This window comes from Chitinophaga jiangningensis, assembly GCF_900142605.1.
In the GTDB taxonomy this organism is placed as follows: Bacteria; Bacteroidota; Bacteroidia; order Chitinophagales; family Chitinophagaceae; genus Chitinophaga; species Chitinophaga jiangningensis.
This window is the reverse complement of record NZ_FRBL01000003.1, coordinates 611,545-627,743: the sequence shown is the minus strand read 5'-3', so window position 1 is coordinate 627,743 and position 16,199 is coordinate 611,545. Positions and strand designations below refer to the sequence as shown.

Sequence of the window (16,199 nt, the reverse complement as noted above, 5' to 3'; positions counted from 1 at the left end):
CCGCGCACAGCGCGCGCCCTCATGACGCCGAAGGCGTCATGAAAAAACTAAAATGAAACATTCAACCCGATTGTATACGACCTGAAAAACGGATATACGTTCCCGTTATATCCTCCTGCCTGTTCAGGATCGTAATACTTTATTTTCATGTTGTTTGTTTCCCAGAGATCCTGGCCTGAAAAATAAATACGGAGTTGCTTGATGGATAGGTGTTTCAGTACAGCAGGCGGGAGGGAATAGCCCAGCTGCAGGTTCTTAAGACGGATATAAGCGCCATTCATAACCCAGTGGCTGCTGGGGTAAGTATTCAGGTTGGGTCCTTTATATAATCCCGGAAATGCTGCATCAGGGTTTTCCGGTGTCCAGTAATCCTGGTTGATGCTCCAGGGCTCCTGCCAGCCGGAGGTAAACGGCAGGTTATATCGCGGATCCGGCATCACCTTGCGGTTGCCTACCCCCTGAAAAAATACGGATAGTTCAATGCCTTTCCAGCTGATGCCCGCATCCAAACCATAGGAATACAGCGGATCTGTGGTACCTAGGTAAATCAGATCGCGGTTGTCGATAATATTGTCGCCGTTCTGGTCCTTGTATTTGATATCCCCGGGCGCCGTCTGCTGGCTCTGCCAGGCATGCTGACGGATATCCGCATCATTGCTGAAATAACCTTCGGCCTGGTAGCCAAACAGGGAAGAATAAGCATACCCCGGTACACCCTGATTCCAGCCTGGCTGGGCATACACGCCTTCGCTTTCTACTACCTTATTCTTGTTGTACAGCAAATTAGCGTTGATGTACCAGTTGAAACCTTTGGTGGTAGTGCTTTTCCAGCCGGCATTCAACTCCCAGCCTTCAGCGCGCATTTCCCCTTCGTGATAACTCAGCGGCCATGCCCCGGTAGCGGAAGAGGTCAGCTTCGGAATCTGCATATCGCGGTTGTAGCGAATAAAGTAATCGGCCGATAAGGTCAGTTGCCCCTTAAATAAGGCGGCGTCCCAGCCAAAGTTGCTGGCTGCAATATTTTCCCAGCCGGTAGGCTGTGGCAGCGGGTTATGGAAAACAAAGGGTTGCAGGGCAGTAGATGGGTTGAAAGTAAAGGTCTGGTAACGCTCGTCAGTACTGATAGTATTCCAGCTGTTTACATTGCCCAACTGCCCCCAGGACCAACGCAGCTTAAACTCGTTGAAGAAAGGCAGCGCCTCATAAAACCAGGTTTCGTTATTGAGTCGCCACCCTGCTGAAAAGCTGGGGAACATTTTCAATTGTGTAACCGAAGGATAGAAGTTAGCGGCCTGGTATAACCTGGCACCAATGAGGTTGGCTTCCAGCAACAGTCGGTTATCAAAGTTATAATTGAGTTTACCGAATACGGATGTTAGCGAACCAGTTATTGCCAGTTGCCTGCTGTACTGCGGGTTGGCGCTGAAGGTGGCGGTGTTGATCTCTTCGGGCGTAATATTATACGATGACCGTGTATTTTGAATAGTATTATAGGTTTCCTGGGTGATGCCTCCCAGCAGGTGGATGTTGTGTTTTTCATGCAGCCTGGTTTCGTAATCGCCCAACAGTTGCAGGTTTCCACCTTTTGCCTCCATCTTGTTCTTTTGGAGCATATTGTTTTCCTGCACGCTGGAAACTACGGCTACACGATTCCATAAGGGAACTGTCTGGCGACCCAGATCGTCCCGGAAGGTCTGTTTCTGCGGGCTGTAGATCAGGCGTAGTGTGAGCCCTTTCACCAGGCTATCTGCTCTCAGGGTGAAAACAGCATCTATATAATTATTCTTTTCTACTCTTTTACCTCCATCCTGTAATATCGCGTACACAGGGGCACCACCATATGCGTAATGGTCGGTTTCAGGCACGTACACCGGCACATTACCCGGCCCTCTGTATAGTCCTGCCAGCAAGCCGGAAGGGCCTTCCACGATCTGGGCGGGGGAGTAGGTATTGCTTTGCGCTACCGACATCCGGGATTCGAGGCTGAAATGTTTATTGAATCTGTTATTGAGGCTGAAGCGGGCATTGATACGGTTGGTTTTATCCGGTCCTACCGCAAAGAGGCCCTGTCGCCCGAAATAGCCCACCGAAGCGGTAAACTGATTGCTTTCAGAGCCCCCTTTTACAGACAGGTTATAGTTCTGCACGGCCGTTTTATCCTTTGTTAGCAATGCCAGCTGGTTGTAGTTGTAGTAATATTTATAATAATCGGGGTTATTGTAGTCGATCATATATTTGTTACCCTGCTGCAGTAGTTCAATCTCCGCAGGCTGCCAGGGTTGTGGCATTCCGGCGTTGGCGGCTGCAATATTTTCCATGGTGGCATCGGTGGCAGAGGAGAGTCGCTGTGGAAGCCGGATTGGCTTCTCGAAGCCTCCCAGCGTATTGAAATCTACTGATAGCTTACCCGGTTTTCCGGTACGGGTGGTGACCAGTACCACACCGCCGGCGCCTCTGGCGCCATAGATCGCCGCGGCAGCTGCATCTTTGAGGATGCTAACGGATTCGATATCATCGGGATTGAGTACAGATAAAGTACCGGGCACTCCGTCTACGATTACAGGGGCGTTGCTGCTACCACCCGTAACGCCGCGTACCTGAACATTGAAGCCTTCTTTTCCAGGTTGGCCGTTGCTTCTGGTGACCACCAGGCCAGTGGCCGTGCCCTGTAGTGCCGCCATTACATTAGGTACCGGCCTGCTTTTGAGGCGGTTGCCTTCTACCTGTGAAATGGCTCCGGTAATATTGGCGCGCTTTTGCAGGCCATAGCCCAATACTACCAGCTCATTGAGCTTTTTAAGGTCGGGCTGCAGGATGATATTGATGGCGTGCCTGTCGCGTACAGTAATTTCTTTTGTCTGGAACCCGATCAGGGAAACGAGCAGGGTGGCCTGTCCGGAGGCGAGGTCTACGCTGAAGCTGCCGTCTTCTTTAGTAGCCGTACCGTTCTGGGTGCCGGTTTCGCGGATAGAAACGCCGCTGAGGGCCTGCATCCCATCGGTAATTACACCGCTCACATTCCATTTACCATTAAAGGCTGGTCCGGTGTTACCAGGCACCAGGGCAGGATTGTTGGCGCTACCGGCGGGGATGACAATGATCTGGCCATCTCTGATTTCGAACGAATACCGGGACGATGGAAAAAGTAGTGGGAGCACAGTATTTAGCGGTGCGTTCTTCACTTTTACGGTAACGCCTCTGCGGTTTTCCAGTTCATCGGAGGAAATGGCGAAGGTATATTTCGTCTGTTTTTCTATATCGCGTAATACGGCTTTCAGGCTGGCATTGCGATACTGGAGGGTGACATTTCTGGGAACGGAATTTTGAGCCACTGTGTTTACAGCGGCAAATACCAGGATAACAACTAAGAGAAGGGCAGACGACCGGCTTAACCTGGTAACTGAGCGTAGCGCCTGAGAAAAAGTTTGCTGCATAAGCAGAAATCTGCAGGGCTATTAGTAAAATTCTACCAGGTTATTCTCGTGTTTAATGTTGATCTGTAATGCTTTTCTGATAATATCGAGCACCTCATCCAGCGGCAGGTCACGGAAAGTGGCCAGCAGTCTGGCATCCGCCAGCTTAGGATCTTTGATATCCACCCGTACATGATAGTAGTCCCGTAAGGCATCCGCTACATCGCTGAGCGGGCTTTCGTCGAACACGAGGCAGCGGGTTTTCCACGCCAGGATGTTGTTGGATTTCTTGTGTTCAGTGGTTTGTATATCGGTGCCGTTATGCCGGAGACTGGCTTCCAGGCCGGGCGTCAGAATTACGTTTTTATCAGCATGCTTATAGGCGGCGCTTACCTTTCCGGTTTGCACAAATACTTTCACATCTTTATCGGCCGACTTCACATTGAAGGAGGTACCGAGCACGCGGATGGCTACATCCGGCGCATCCACGGTGAAAGGCTGCGATTCCCGCTGTGCCACATCGAAGAAGGCTTCACCTTTGGCGATAGTCACGCTGCGACTGGTTTTACCGAAGTCACGCGGTACCTTCACTACGGTATTTGCATTGAGGTATACGGTAGAGCCATCGTTCAGTTTTACGCTGTCGATCTGTTGATGGGTAGCGTATGTTTTATATTTACCAGGGCCAAGATACACCATGGATACGGCAATGGCGGCCACTGCTGCTGCAGCCCACCAGTAACGTACGGGCATTTTCCTGACCTTCGGCGTAGCCGTTGGAGCAGGGGCTGCTATCATTTCTTTTATTTCAGCCGGCATTACCGGGAGCATGTCTACGGCGTCACTAAACTTCGTCCATTGTCCTGGTGTGTCAAAGGCAGATGCGGCGGGGAGCGGATCTCCGTTCCACATATCCCTCATGTCCAGGAAGATGTCGAGATTAGCCGGGTCCTGCTGAATCCAATCGTTAAGCAGGCGTTTGCTCTGCTCATTCTCCGGATTCTCCAGGTAACGGATCACTATATCTATGTCGGTTTTGCTATTCATGGCTTCTTATTAGTAATACAACCAGGGGGCTTTATACCATTAGTCAATTTAAAAAAAAATTTCGGCGCGGGTTATTGCTTATTAATGAGTACGACCCTCAGTTTCTTGAGGGCGGTAGTCAGGTGGGCATATACGGTATTAATAGATATGTCCAGCTGTTCCGAAATTTCTGTAGGGGACAGTCCTTTAAACCTGCTCATTTCAAATACGCGCCTGCACTGATCGGGTAATTTTTCCAGTGCATAACGGTACTGGGCCTCCAGTTCCTTATGTTCCAGGAGCTGGTGTGTGGTTTCCGCCGGGGTGGCTGTGTGCATTTGTTCCTTGGTGTAGGCTTCCTTGCGCTGTTCTTTTTTAATGCTGTTTAAACAGGTGTTTACAGTGGCCCTGGCCAGGTAGTGCTGAATGGGCGCCCGTTCGTCCAGATTTTCCGCATTCTTCCACAAGTTGAGGAACACATCTTGTACCATATCATTGGCAGTATCCTCATCCTTTACATATCGCACCGCTATATTATACATAGAGGGGGCGAACTGTTTAAAGACAGCCTCAAATACATCTTTGTTTCTTATCCTGATGCCTTTTACTATTTCTTCATTACTCAGTTGCAACATGCGCTGATCTTTTGTTTCCGCCGATGCGAAGATAGATGATTATATCTTTTTTTCACTTTAACATTTTCTTCACTAATGGTAAGTGATGTTTCGGGTGTATTGTTATTATACGGCCACCAACAAGAGTGCAACTAAGCAAAAACCATGCACAATGAATTGGATGCCAATATAGAGTCATCATTATTTTTAACCATATCAAAATTGTAATGCCATGAAAAAAACAATGACAGGAATGTTCGCATTAGCCGCAATGGTTCTCGGAATGACTGCTTTTAACAGCACTGCCGCAACACCGGTAAAAGGAGCTGATAGTATTGCTGTAATTTCAGCTGATTCATTGGCAGGGGCAGACACTGCAGCTATTCGTAGCGGCGTAGCCGTTAGCCTGGATTCTATCGCAGGTCGTATCGATTCCATCGCTGGTCTGGATTCACTGAAAAGTGTTGACAGCCTCAAAGGTACCGATTCGTTACGCGCAGTAGAAGCCGGATCAATCACCGGTAAAATTAGTCCTGCGGACGGAGCAACTGAAGTAGAAGCGGTAAATGGTGCCGATAAACTGAAAGCTGCTGTTTCTCAGGGTACTTTCACCATCCCTGGCGCCAAAGCAGGCGCTTATACCATTACTATAAAAGGTAAAGCACCTTATAAAGATGCTGAGGTGAAAGATGTTAAAGTAGAAGACGGTAAAGTAACCGATATCGGTGAAGTTAAACTGGAACAATAATTAATAAAGATACTAGCAACCAACAACACACTCATCCTAACAGAGAACCCTATTGGTTTGATCCATGAGGCTATTTCATTCTTGAAATGGCCTCTTTTCTTTTCAGCAGTTTATCAGGTATATTCGCAATTCGAAAAGAAATCTCATGCGCACCATACTACTGCTCATTATCTCGAACTCCTTTATGACCTACGCCTGGTACGGTCATCTGAAACACACCGAAACCGCCCTGTGGAAAGTCATCCTGCTCAGCTGGGGGATCGCCTTTTTCGAATACTGCTTCATGGTACCTGCCAACCGGTTCGGCTACCAGGAAGGCTTCAGCGGCTTTCAGCTAAAAACTATCCAGGAGGTAATCACCCTTTCCATTTTCGCCCTCTTCGCCGTTTTTGTGCTCAAAGAACCGCTCCGGTGGAACTACCTCATTTCTTTCCTGTTCCTCATTGGCGCCGTTTATTTTATGTTTAAGAAATAATTTATTTATAATACCCGCCGTTCAACCCATTTCATTTTGAGCGCCTGGATTAATCACTATTTTTGAAGCTCTGTAAACCTTCTGATCGTACATGATTCAAAGAATCTATACCGCTCTGGCCCTGTTGCTGTTGCTAACAGCAGGTCAGACAGCTATCAGCCAGCCAACGCCCGTATGGAATGCCGCCGACATCAAACTGCAGTTAAAAAAACTGGATACCCTCGGCAGCGTCCTCTATCTTGCCGCTCATCCTGATGATGAAAATACCAGGCTGCTCGGCTACCTGGCCAAAGAGAAACTCTATCGCACCGGCTACCTCTCGCTCACCCGCGGCGATGGCGGGCAAAACCTGGTAGGCAACGAACAAAGTGAACTCCTGGGCCTGATCCGCACGCAGGAACTGCTGGCTGCACGCCGCATCGATGGCGCAGAGCAGTTTTTCACCCGCGCGCAGGACTTTGGGTTCTCTAAAAATCCTACCGAAACCTTTTCTATCTGGGATACCGAAAAAATTACCAAAGACGTAGTATGGATCATTCGCAAATTTCAGCCGGATGTGATCATCTGCCGATTCCCGGCGGATAGTCGCGCCGGACACGGCCACCATACCGCCTCCGCCATGCTCGCTGCTAAAGCCTACGAACTGGCAGCTGATCCGAAATACGCGCCTGAACAGTTTGCTAAAGGAGTGAAACCCTGGCAGGCAAAGCGTTTGCTCTGGAATACCTTTAACTTTGGGTCTAACAATACCATTGCCGACGACCAGTTTAAAATTGATGTAGGCGTATTCAATCCATTGCTAGGAAAGGGTTTTGGGGAGATAGCATCCGAATCGCGCTCCCAACACAAAAGTCAGGGCTTTGGTGTTCCGGCCGGCCGTGGCAGTTCCTTTGAATACTTCGCGACCATTAAGGGCAATACCCCCACCAGCTCTCTGCTGGATGGTGTAAACCAGTCCTGGTCCCGCATTGAAGGAGGTAAAGCCGTTGGAGAGCTGGTAGATAAAGTGATTGCCGCCTATAGTATGGATAACCCGGCAGCCTCCGTACCAGCCCTGCTGAACATCCGCAAAGCCATACAGGCACTGCCCGAAGGCTACTGGCGTAACCTTAAGCTCAAAGAAACTGAGCAGCTTATCTTTGCCTGCGCCGGCATCTGGGCAGAAGCATACAGCTCCGCCAACACGGTAGTCCCAGGTTATAAAATGAATACCACCGTGCAGCTGATCAACCGTAGCAACATTCCGGTGACGATTAAAAATATTGATCTGCCGGGCCTTCGCAACGCCTCCAGCGCACAAACACTGGAATTCAATAAACTCACCACCTTCACTAACCCGGTAACGGTACCTGAAAATACCCCGTTTTCACAGCCATACTGGTTGTCGGAATCCCACCCGCTTGGCACCTACACCATTACCGATCCGTTGTTAGTGGGTAATCCGGAAAATGTTCCTGCCTTGCAGACCAACATTCAATTAACTATTGGCGGCGCGGACTTTAATATCTCCCGCCCATTACAATATAAATACACAGACCCGGTAAAAGGAGAGCTGTACGAACCCGTAGTGGTAGCCCCGCCGGTGGTAGGTAATCTTACTAACCAGGTGTTTATTTTCACCGGCAATACCGCACAGCCGGTAACAGTGAAATTACAGGCAATGGCCGATGGCGTGAAAGGTAACATCTCCCTGAAACTCCCTGCAGGCTTTGTGAGCAAACCTGCCTCCATTCCGTACGACTTCCAACAGAAAGGGGATGAGCAGGAATTTACTTTTTCTCTGTCGCCCGTAAAAGCAGGAGGCACCAACCACGTAGATACCTTTGAAGTGCAGATGGCCACTAACGGCAAGGTATATACGGAAGGCATCCAGCGGATCCGCTATGATCACATTCCGGTGATCACACTGTTCCCGCCTGCACAGGCGCGCCTGGTAACGGTAGACCTGAAACATAACGGCAACAACCTCGGATATATCCCGGGTGCCGGTGATATGGTGGCGGCCTCACTTCGCCAGGTAGGCTACAATGTCACAGAGCTTACGGAGAAAGATATTATGTACGGTGATCTTTCCCGCTACGATGCCATCATTGCCGGTGTGAGAGCTTATAATATCAACCCTCGCATGAAGTTCTGGCAGGGAAAACTGATGGACTATGTGAAAAATGGCGGGACTTATTTGGTGCAGTATAACGTAAATTCGCCGCTGGTGATGAATAATATGGGGCCATATCCTTTCAGCCTGTCCCGCGACAGGGTAACGGAAGAAGATGCCACCGTGAAAATTCTGAACCCGGCGGACCCGGTGCTGCATTACCCGAATAATATTTCTACCGCCGACTTTAACGGCTGGGTACAGGAAATAGGGCTTTATTACACTTCCGGGGCCGATCAGTCATATGATAAATTATTTGCTATGAATGACAAAGGGGAGTCGCCGCTGGATGGTTCCACCCTGGTTACGACTTATGGCAAAGGAAGATATGTGTATACCTCGCTTTCCTTCTTCCGGCAGCTGCCGGCGGGTGTTCCGGGGGCATACCGCATATTTGTGAATCTGATATCTGCAAAAAAGGGTTAATAGCACATGAGTGACAATAATGTAAATGCAAAGAGGCCGCGGATGCGTATTGCAGCTATATTTTGCATCCTTCTCGGGCTCTTCATAGGCTTCGGCATCAAACGAATCCATATCGGACTAATAATTGGTATCGGTTTGGGTTTGCTCACGGGGGTTTTGTGGACTAAGAGCCATGATTAAATAGTCTGATCATCTTCATCCTGCCGAAGGCAGGATGAAGATGATCCTTATCTACGGCACCGAAGGTGCCGTAGATAAGGATCAATAAATAGAATTGAACCTGTAATTCCGCTATTCCATGCAAGACAATCACCTGCAGGAAGAGAAGCCACCGTTATTTCCATCCTGGAACTACTGGTATATCCTGGTAGTTGCATGGCTGGCATTGCTGATTATTCTCTTCTACCTCTTCACCAAAACATTTTCATGAGTTCATTAGACTGGATAGTGCTGGTAGCTACCTTGTCCGTCATCATACTATATGGTGTATGGAAGAGTCGTGGCAAACAGAGCATGGAAAGCTATTTCCTGGGTAATCAATCGATGCCCTGGTATATTGTATTGTTATCTATTATCGGCACACAGGCAAGTGCAATTACCTTCATATCCGCGCCTGGTCAGGCGTATACGGATGGTATGCGCTTCGTGCAATATTATTTCGGATTACCATTGGCGATGGTGGTGCTGTGTATCACCTTTGTCCCCATCTTTCATAAGCTGAAAGTATATACCGCCTACGAATTCCTGGAGCAGCGTTTCGATCTGAAAACACGCACGCTTACGGCGGCGTTGTTCCTGGTGCAGCGCGGTTTATCGACCGGTATCAGCATTTGCGCCCCCAGTATTATTCTGTCGTCCTTATTAGGATGGAACCTTTACTGGACCAACCTTATTATGGGTGGCCTGCTGATTATCTATACCGTGGCCGGTGGAACCCGGGCGGTTTCTTATACACAAACATTGCAACTGCTGGTCATTTTTGCGGGCATGTTCCTTGCCGGCTGGATGGTGGTACACCTGCTACCGGAAAATATCGGTATGAAGGAGGCTTTACAGGTTTCCGGGAAGATGAATAAGCTCAACGTGATCGTTACTGACTTCGACTGGAAAGATAAATACAATATATGGAGCGGGATAATAGGGGGCTTCTTCCTGGCCCTGAGTTATTTTGGTACGGATCAGTCACAGGTAGGCCGGTACCTGACTGCCAAATCAGTTAAGGAAAGCAGGCTGGGGCTATTGATAAACGGACTGGTGAAGGTACCGATGCAATTCCTGATCCTGCTCATTGGTGCGTTGGTATTTGTGTTCTATCTTTATTTCCGGGCGCCTTTGTTTTTCAATGAAGCGCAGCTGGCGCGGATTCATAAAACAGAACATGGCGCAGCGCTTTCGGCGCTTGAGAATGAATTCAATTCACTCAGTACCACCAAGCAACACCAGGTAAAAGACCTGGCGGCAGCACTTGATAAAGGCGAACAAACAGCGATATCCACGGCGCAGCAAGCGTTGCAGGCTACGGAGGACAAAGCGCAGCACGTGCGTGCTGAAGCGATCACTCTGATAAAAAATGCTGATCCGGCAGGAGATGCGAATGATACGAATTACATCTTCCTGCATTTTGTGGTCAACAGTTTGCCTAAAGGCCTCGTGGGATTACTGATAGCCATCATCTTCCTGGCAGCATGGGGCAGTATTGCAGCGGCCCTGAACTCGCTGGCTTCCACCACAGTGGTGGATGTATACAAGCGGTTGTATAAGCGGGAGGAGTCGCCGGAGAAATATGTACGCATGTCCAGGATGTGGACCCTCATCTGGGGAGTGTTCTGTATTGCCGTTGCCCAGTTTGCCAGTGGTCTGGGTAGCCTGATTGAAGTGGTAAACGTGCTGGGTTCGTGGTTTTACGGTACCACGCTGGGGATATTCCTGGTGGCATTTTACCTGAAAAGAGTGGGGGGAACGGCTACTTTCACGGCGGCTATCATTGCCCAGGTGGTAGTGTTGATCTTGTTTTGGATGGAAGTGGTGTCTTTCCTCTGGCTCAATGCGATTGGCTGTATGCTCGTACTGGCGTTAGCGTTAGTACTGCAGCCGTTTATGAAAAAAACTGCTTAAACTGCTTTGCTTCCTGCGAAGACCACCAATAAAAAAGAGACGCAATTCATTTTGCGTCTCTTTCATTTTTATAGCATTGAAGCTTATTTCAGTGTTGCCAGCAGCTTGGTGTTCAGTGCTACGTAGTCAGCGCTTTCTGCTTTTTTAGCCAGCTCCATGGATTGTTGCGCAGCAGCTTTAGCTACCGCGTTATCTTTTACGAGGGAGTGGATACGGGCTTTCTGGTACAGTACCCAGAAGGCATCAGGTTGCTGTTCAGCCGCCTGATCAATGTAGGTAACTGCTTTTTTCAGGTCCTTATTCATGTCAGCATAGTAGAGAGCTGCCTGGAAGTAAGGCTTTTTGTCCGTTTGCATAGCGGCTTCGATCTGGGACTGGATTTGTCCGTCGATGTTAGCGGCGATGCCTACAGGTACGCTGAATTTATCCCAGCTGATCACCAGGTCCATTGATTTGTACTGGATATTCTGGAAATCGATGGAGAAGGTTTGCTGTGCGGCGCCGTTGCGTTTAGGCGTAACGGTTACACGGGCTACATCCTCTTCCTGTTTGTAATCTGCCGGTTTGGTGATGTTCAGGTTTTTGCTGAGGATTACGGTCCAGGATTGTTTGCCAGGAATGGTAACCAGGCCGTATTTACCCGCAGGTACTGGTTTGCCGCCGAAGGTTACGTCTTCACCGAAAGTGATGGTGGTAGCGCTGTTGGCACCGGTTCTCCATACTTTATCGTAAGGCACGAGGTCGCCCAGGATGGTGCGGCCGTTCATGTTCGGGCGGGAGTAGTTCAGTTCTACGCTGGAAAGAGCGAATTGTTGTTTAATAGTCTGGCTGGGGCTTGGCGCAGGTACTTTAACCTGGGCGAAAGCAGATCCTGCGTACAGTACGATTGCGCAGCCGGTGGCTACCGCAAGTGTTTTGATCGTTTTCATATTATATGTTGAGAATATTGGTGGCGTTATTCGATCAGGCCGTTACGGAAGGCATAGAGCACAATACCTACACTGTTTTTTACATTCAGTTTTTCCAGAAGTTTTTGGCGGATACCTTCCACGGTACGTGGACTGAGGAAGATCTTTTCTGAAATTTCCTGTGTGGTTTGTTCGTTGCAGATCAATTTAAGTACTTCCATCTCCCGGTCATTGAGCTGCACTTCATTTTTGAGTGTTGGCTTAATATGCTGCTTGGTTTTGTGCAGCACTTTTTTGAGCAGTGCCAGGTTTACGTTCTCGTTGAAGTAAAACCCTTTGTCATAGGTGGTGCAGATGGCTTCGTAAATCTCTTCCGGTTCGGCATTTTTAAGCAGGTAGGCGTTGGCCCCGTTTTCCACCAGGTGTACGATGAAGTTATCATCTTCGTACATGGTGAGGATAATCACTTTGACATCCGGGTATTTGGCCTTTACTTTTACGGTAGCCTCAATACCGTCCATGTTGGGCATCTTCAGGTCCATCAGGATAACATCCGGCTGTTGTTTTTCCATGATATCCAGCAAATGCTGGCCATCATCAGCTTCGAATATTACACTGATATTTTCATACGGGATAAGTGTGTTAATGACTCCACTGCGGAAGATCTTATGATCGTCGGCAATTGCCACTTTTATATGGTGTGTCATCTGGAGGACAGTTTATAGAGAATTACATTATTATTCCAAGAATTATTAAATCACACTGATTCATACCAGTTAGTATGAATCAGTTGGCAATTTAGAATAAAACTACATAAGAATCAATTAATTCTGAGCAGATTACTGATAGTTCTCTACATTAATCTGTGCCACGGTTCCAATCGGATTTCGTCTGTTGTAGGAGATGGTGCCGTTGATGATATTGAGTCTGCTCTCTATATTTTTCAATCCCAGGCTGCCTGTTTTCTTTTTTGATTCCGTCAGGGTATCGAGCAGTTTGCCGTTACCGTTGTCAGCCACGTCTACAGTCAGGAGATTGGGCGTGCATTTATAGGTGATTTCAATGCTGGTAGCTTCCGCGTGCTTTACAATGTTGTTGATCAGTTCCTGTACTACACGGTATACATGTAATGCCTTGGACTTATCCACCGGAATAGTGTTTTCCGGTGTTTTGAAATGAATAGCTACCTGCTTGTTTTTATTCATCAGGTTACAGAAAGAATCCAGTGCGTGTGCCAGGCCCAGATTGTCGAGGGCTTGCGGATGCAGGCTTTGTGAAATAAACCTAAGTTGCTGAATAATGGTATCAGTGAATTCTTTCGTTTCCTTTAACCGTTCGGTTTCTCCGTTGCCTGTTTTAAGGAGAGGCTGGAGGCCGCCGATGGTTAATTTCAGCACAGACAGCTGTGCACCCACTTCGTCGTGGAGGTCTTCTGCAATGCGTTTACGTTCCAGTTCCTGCCCTTGCAGGATGGCTTCGAGGCGCTCACGTTGGAGTTGAAGATCCTTATCCCGAATGATTAATTTATGTTGAATTACCTGTTTCTGTTGGAGCATTACCAGCAGTATTACCACAATAGCTAAAATGAGCATTACTGTGGTCCCGACAATAATAATATCAGTGATCCGCATACTTCAATAGTTTCGTCTTGCTTAGTCCGATGTAAAACAAGATCATCGAAATACTGCCGATGGCATACGTGATACTATAAGTTACGAGCACCATTTTATCCGGATTTTCGTGCTGTGTTTTTTGAAACAGACTCAGACTGATTGAAAAGAGAATAGTCGAGCAAAAGTACAGGAATAATCCTGAATTGTACCAGAACGTAGGTAAAGAGTTTATGTATATCGATTTTTCAATCAATTCTTTATCACTGAGTTGCTGCATGAATAATGATATAGCGTAGAATATCATTAGAGCTGCCTTCAGGCCGGTGGATACAGAGTTATAGAATTTCATTCCATCGATCCGAAAGAAGTCGACGGAGAAAACAAATAGCATGACAATTGGAAGGCGAAGTATGATGTATCGTAGTTTAGGGGATTTGATACATGAAATATAGAACATAGATAGTACAACAAACTGAAGGAAATGCATCAGATTGAAGTACCACATATTGTTTTTATACAGCACCATAATCAGGTAGGAACCTGCAGAAAAGAGGAGTGACAGCAGTATGTAGTAAAAAATCCATTTCGAAGAAGGGTCCAGTTGTCTGTATTTTAATAGGAAGGGGATCAGAACCAGGAATTCGATCCCCAACATACACCAAAATACCGTTAGCATTATTGTAAGCACAAGTAATCTATCTTTCTTTTATGATAATTTTGGCAACAGTAATTATTCTGGTTTTTGGTCTGTACCACCACCGCCGCCGCCGCCGCAGTAATTAGGGCAAGGAAGACCGTCGTCCAGGATCAAAGCCATGTCCTTGGATTGTACACCATCTAGTGAAGCACCTGCAGGCAGAATGTCATTACCATCAGCATCGGTTGCTACCAGCACCATTTTCTTCTCTTTGATACCATCACCATCTGTATCGATATGAATACCGTAATAAATTCTCAGACCCGCAGCTCTGTCATCAGCCAGGAGTTCCAGCACTTTGTCTTTAGAAAAGCACATAGCTTTTACAAAATCGGCAGATTTCTGATCAGCATGTTCTGCTGCATAGTTGCCAAGCAATGTATCCATTCTCTCTTTAGAGATGAAGCCACCGGCTTCAGAAATGGAAGGGCGGTTTGAAGCGCTCATAAGTGTTAGTTTTAGATTTAGGAGTTAGAAATAGTCTGCGGTAAAATTATTATAAATTTTTACACTACCAATAGGCCTGAGATGCCGCTGGTAAGCGTTTAAACTCATCTGGTGTGGCTGTAATCCTTGATAGTAAAGGATTTGCAGAAGTAATATACAAGATGCCGTTTATTGTAATCAGGTGTCAGTGTCATAAAATTGCGTATTTCTACGCATTCCGTATTATCAGTTATTTAACGCTTGATTGACGGGTGGAAGTTATCAATCTTTGTAGTGTCGATATACCGACAGACTATTTTATCAACGGACAGTACATTCGATACAGAAAACAGGCCTTTCTACCATGTTTGTTTGTAGTTAGCATTTTGCAGAGGGTTATACTGTGCCCTTAAACAGTATTAGGTTAAACTCGTTAACCCCTTTTTTTAAAAATTTAACTATGAGTTACCTGTTAATTGGCAACATCTCTGCGTTGATTGGTGACGACTGCATTGAGCCACTGGTTAATGCACGCATCAGGGTCTATTTACCGGGAGTCAACCAATCCGGTGATCACCTGAGCATTGTAAAAGGTCACTTTAATAACCTTCGGCCGCTTACGGCGCATGAAGTGTTACTGAAGGCGGACCGGCTACTGGCGGAAGCTACCCTTGACCACATGGGCAACTTCCGCATGGAGTGGGAGGAAATTCATTTGTTTACCGAAGCCCTGGAATTAAATCTCTGTTTGGATGAGATGCCAGGCAAAACCGGTAACCTTAAGTCCCGCAACTACCGGTTAAGTTACCTGGTGCCCCATTGGAAAAAGCAAAACGGACAATATCTGGCTGCATATGCCTATCTCATTCCTCCCGATGCCTGGGCGGAAATTTACCGGAATGCCGGCGCCTGGGTCATTACAGGTGTAGTGAAGAGTCAGACAGGCTTTAGTGGTGAACCACACCTGAAAGTGACTGCCTATAATGCCGTTACCGGCAAAAGAATAGCCGAAACCTATACAAACGAGTTTGGCAGGTATACCATGCATTTTTCAAGGAGAGATTTATATACCGGCAGATTGCAGTTGGTTCGGGATGGCCGTAGTAACCAGGGGCCGGATATCTTCTTCAAGATTTACCGGCATGACCAGCTTATCTGGGCAGAAGATGAGTCGCATGCGATGGCTTCGGACCGACAGGACGTAGCTCCCTGTTCCCATCTGGATATTATTTATAAGCCCGGCATCTTTACCAGGGCTACCCGTCATATCAGTACCTGGCTCCATCATGTAAGGAGTCGTGTCGACACCCGCAAGGGTCGCGCTCGGATTCCTGCAGCTAGGGTGCACAGCAGGCTTATTGTGAAAGATTAATGACCCAATGTTTGAGAGCGGCTCCGTTAACAGCGGGGCCGCTTCGTTTTATACCCGCGAAGGATCGAAGCAATCCAGGTTCCCAGCCGGATTTAATAAATATAAGGGGGAGCTGCTGTATGTACAGTACGATTAGCTGGTGACAAATAAGGCTTTGATCAGACCCACAGATGGAATCGCTCGCATAATGATCCCTTTGCTGTCCATAGGG

At 47.6% G+C, this 16,199-nt stretch carries 13 protein-coding genes; 6 read left to right on the top strand and 7 right to left on the bottom strand.

Going from position 1 to position 16,199, the window contains the following annotated elements:
- Positions 1-47: 47 nt before the first annotated feature.
- From BUB18_RS10030 to BUB18_RS10020, 3 genes are all read right to left on the bottom strand, one after another.
- On the bottom strand, positions 48-3,332 hold the full coding sequence (locus tag BUB18_RS10030; RefSeq protein ID WP_178372108.1) for a SusC/RagA family TonB-linked outer membrane protein: 3,285 nt from the start codon (positions 3,330-3,332) through the stop codon (positions 48-50).
- A gap of 123 nt (positions 3,333-3,455) precedes the next feature.
- Positions 3,456-4,460, bottom strand: a complete 1,005-nt coding sequence (locus tag BUB18_RS10025; protein WP_073080327.1) for a FecR family protein — start codon at positions 4,458-4,460, stop codon at positions 3,456-3,458.
- 71 nt (positions 4,461-4,531) lie between these two features.
- Positions 4,532-5,074, bottom strand: a complete 543-nt coding sequence (locus BUB18_RS10020) for an RNA polymerase sigma-70 factor (RefSeq protein ID WP_073080325.1) — start codon at positions 5,072-5,074, stop codon at positions 4,532-4,534.
- 211 nt (positions 5,075-5,285) lie between these two features.
- Between BUB18_RS10020 and BUB18_RS10015 the strand changes: the two genes are divergently transcribed.
- The 5 genes from BUB18_RS10015 (at position 5,286) to BUB18_RS10000 (ending at position 10,972) form a co-directional block, all read left to right on the top strand.
- Positions 5,286-5,801: a carboxypeptidase-like regulatory domain-containing protein gene (locus BUB18_RS10015; protein ID WP_245805642.1), complete on the top strand. Its 516-nt coding sequence runs from the start codon at positions 5,286-5,288 to the stop codon at positions 5,799-5,801.
- 145 nt (positions 5,802-5,946) lie between these two features.
- Positions 5,947-6,276 (top strand): DMT family protein, encoded by a 330-nt coding sequence (locus tag BUB18_RS10010; protein ID WP_073080323.1) that lies wholly within the window; start codon positions 5,947-5,949, stop codon positions 6,274-6,276.
- A 91-nt stretch (positions 6,277-6,367) separates the two neighbouring features.
- Positions 6,368-8,857 carry a PIG-L family deacetylase gene (locus tag BUB18_RS10005; RefSeq protein WP_073080321.1) on the top strand — a complete coding sequence of 830 codons (2,490 nt, stop codon included), beginning with the start codon at positions 6,368-6,370 and terminating at the stop codon, positions 8,855-8,857.
- Positions 8,858-9,155: 298 nt separating this feature from the next.
- The gene (locus BUB18_RS30090; protein WP_262487674.1) at positions 9,156-9,287 is read left to right on the top strand and encodes a hypothetical protein; all 132 of its coding nucleotides are present in this window, start codon (positions 9,156-9,158) and stop codon (positions 9,285-9,287) included.
- The gene (locus BUB18_RS10000; RefSeq protein ID WP_073080320.1) at positions 9,284-10,972 is read left to right on the top strand and encodes a sodium:solute symporter family protein; all 1,689 of its coding nucleotides are present in this window, start codon (positions 9,284-9,286) and stop codon (positions 10,970-10,972) included. The genes BUB18_RS30090 and BUB18_RS10000 overlap by 4 nt, the downstream gene beginning before the upstream one ends.
- Before the next feature lie 83 nt (positions 10,973-11,055).
- Here the strand turns inward: BUB18_RS10000 and BUB18_RS09995 are convergent, their stop codons facing one another.
- From BUB18_RS09995 to BUB18_RS09975, 4 genes are all read right to left on the bottom strand, one after another.
- Positions 11,056-11,901, bottom strand: coding sequence for a DUF2911 domain-containing protein (locus tag BUB18_RS09995; protein WP_073080318.1), 846 nt, complete (start codon positions 11,899-11,901; stop codon positions 11,056-11,058).
- 26 nt (positions 11,902-11,927) lie between these two features.
- Positions 11,928-12,587, bottom strand: a complete 660-nt coding sequence (locus BUB18_RS09990; RefSeq protein WP_073080316.1) for a response regulator transcription factor — start codon at positions 12,585-12,587, stop codon at positions 11,928-11,930.
- 132 nt (positions 12,588-12,719) lie between these two features.
- Positions 12,720-13,511 carry a sensor histidine kinase gene (locus tag BUB18_RS09985; RefSeq protein ID WP_073080314.1) on the bottom strand — a complete coding sequence of 264 codons (792 nt, stop codon included), beginning with the start codon at positions 13,509-13,511 and terminating at the stop codon, positions 12,720-12,722.
- Positions 13,512-14,223: 712 nt separating this feature from the next.
- Complete coding sequence (locus BUB18_RS09975; RefSeq protein ID WP_073080311.1) at positions 14,224-14,637, bottom strand: hypothetical protein; 414 nt, start codon at positions 14,635-14,637, stop codon at positions 14,224-14,226.
- A gap of 439 nt (positions 14,638-15,076) precedes the next feature.
- On the opposite strand from BUB18_RS09975, the gene BUB18_RS09970 reads away from it, so the two are divergent.
- A complete protein-coding gene (locus BUB18_RS09970) occupies positions 15,077-15,988 on the top strand; it encodes a hypothetical protein (protein WP_073080309.1) in 912 nt (303 codons plus the stop codon).
- The last annotated feature ends 211 nt before the right edge of the window (positions 15,989-16,199 follow it).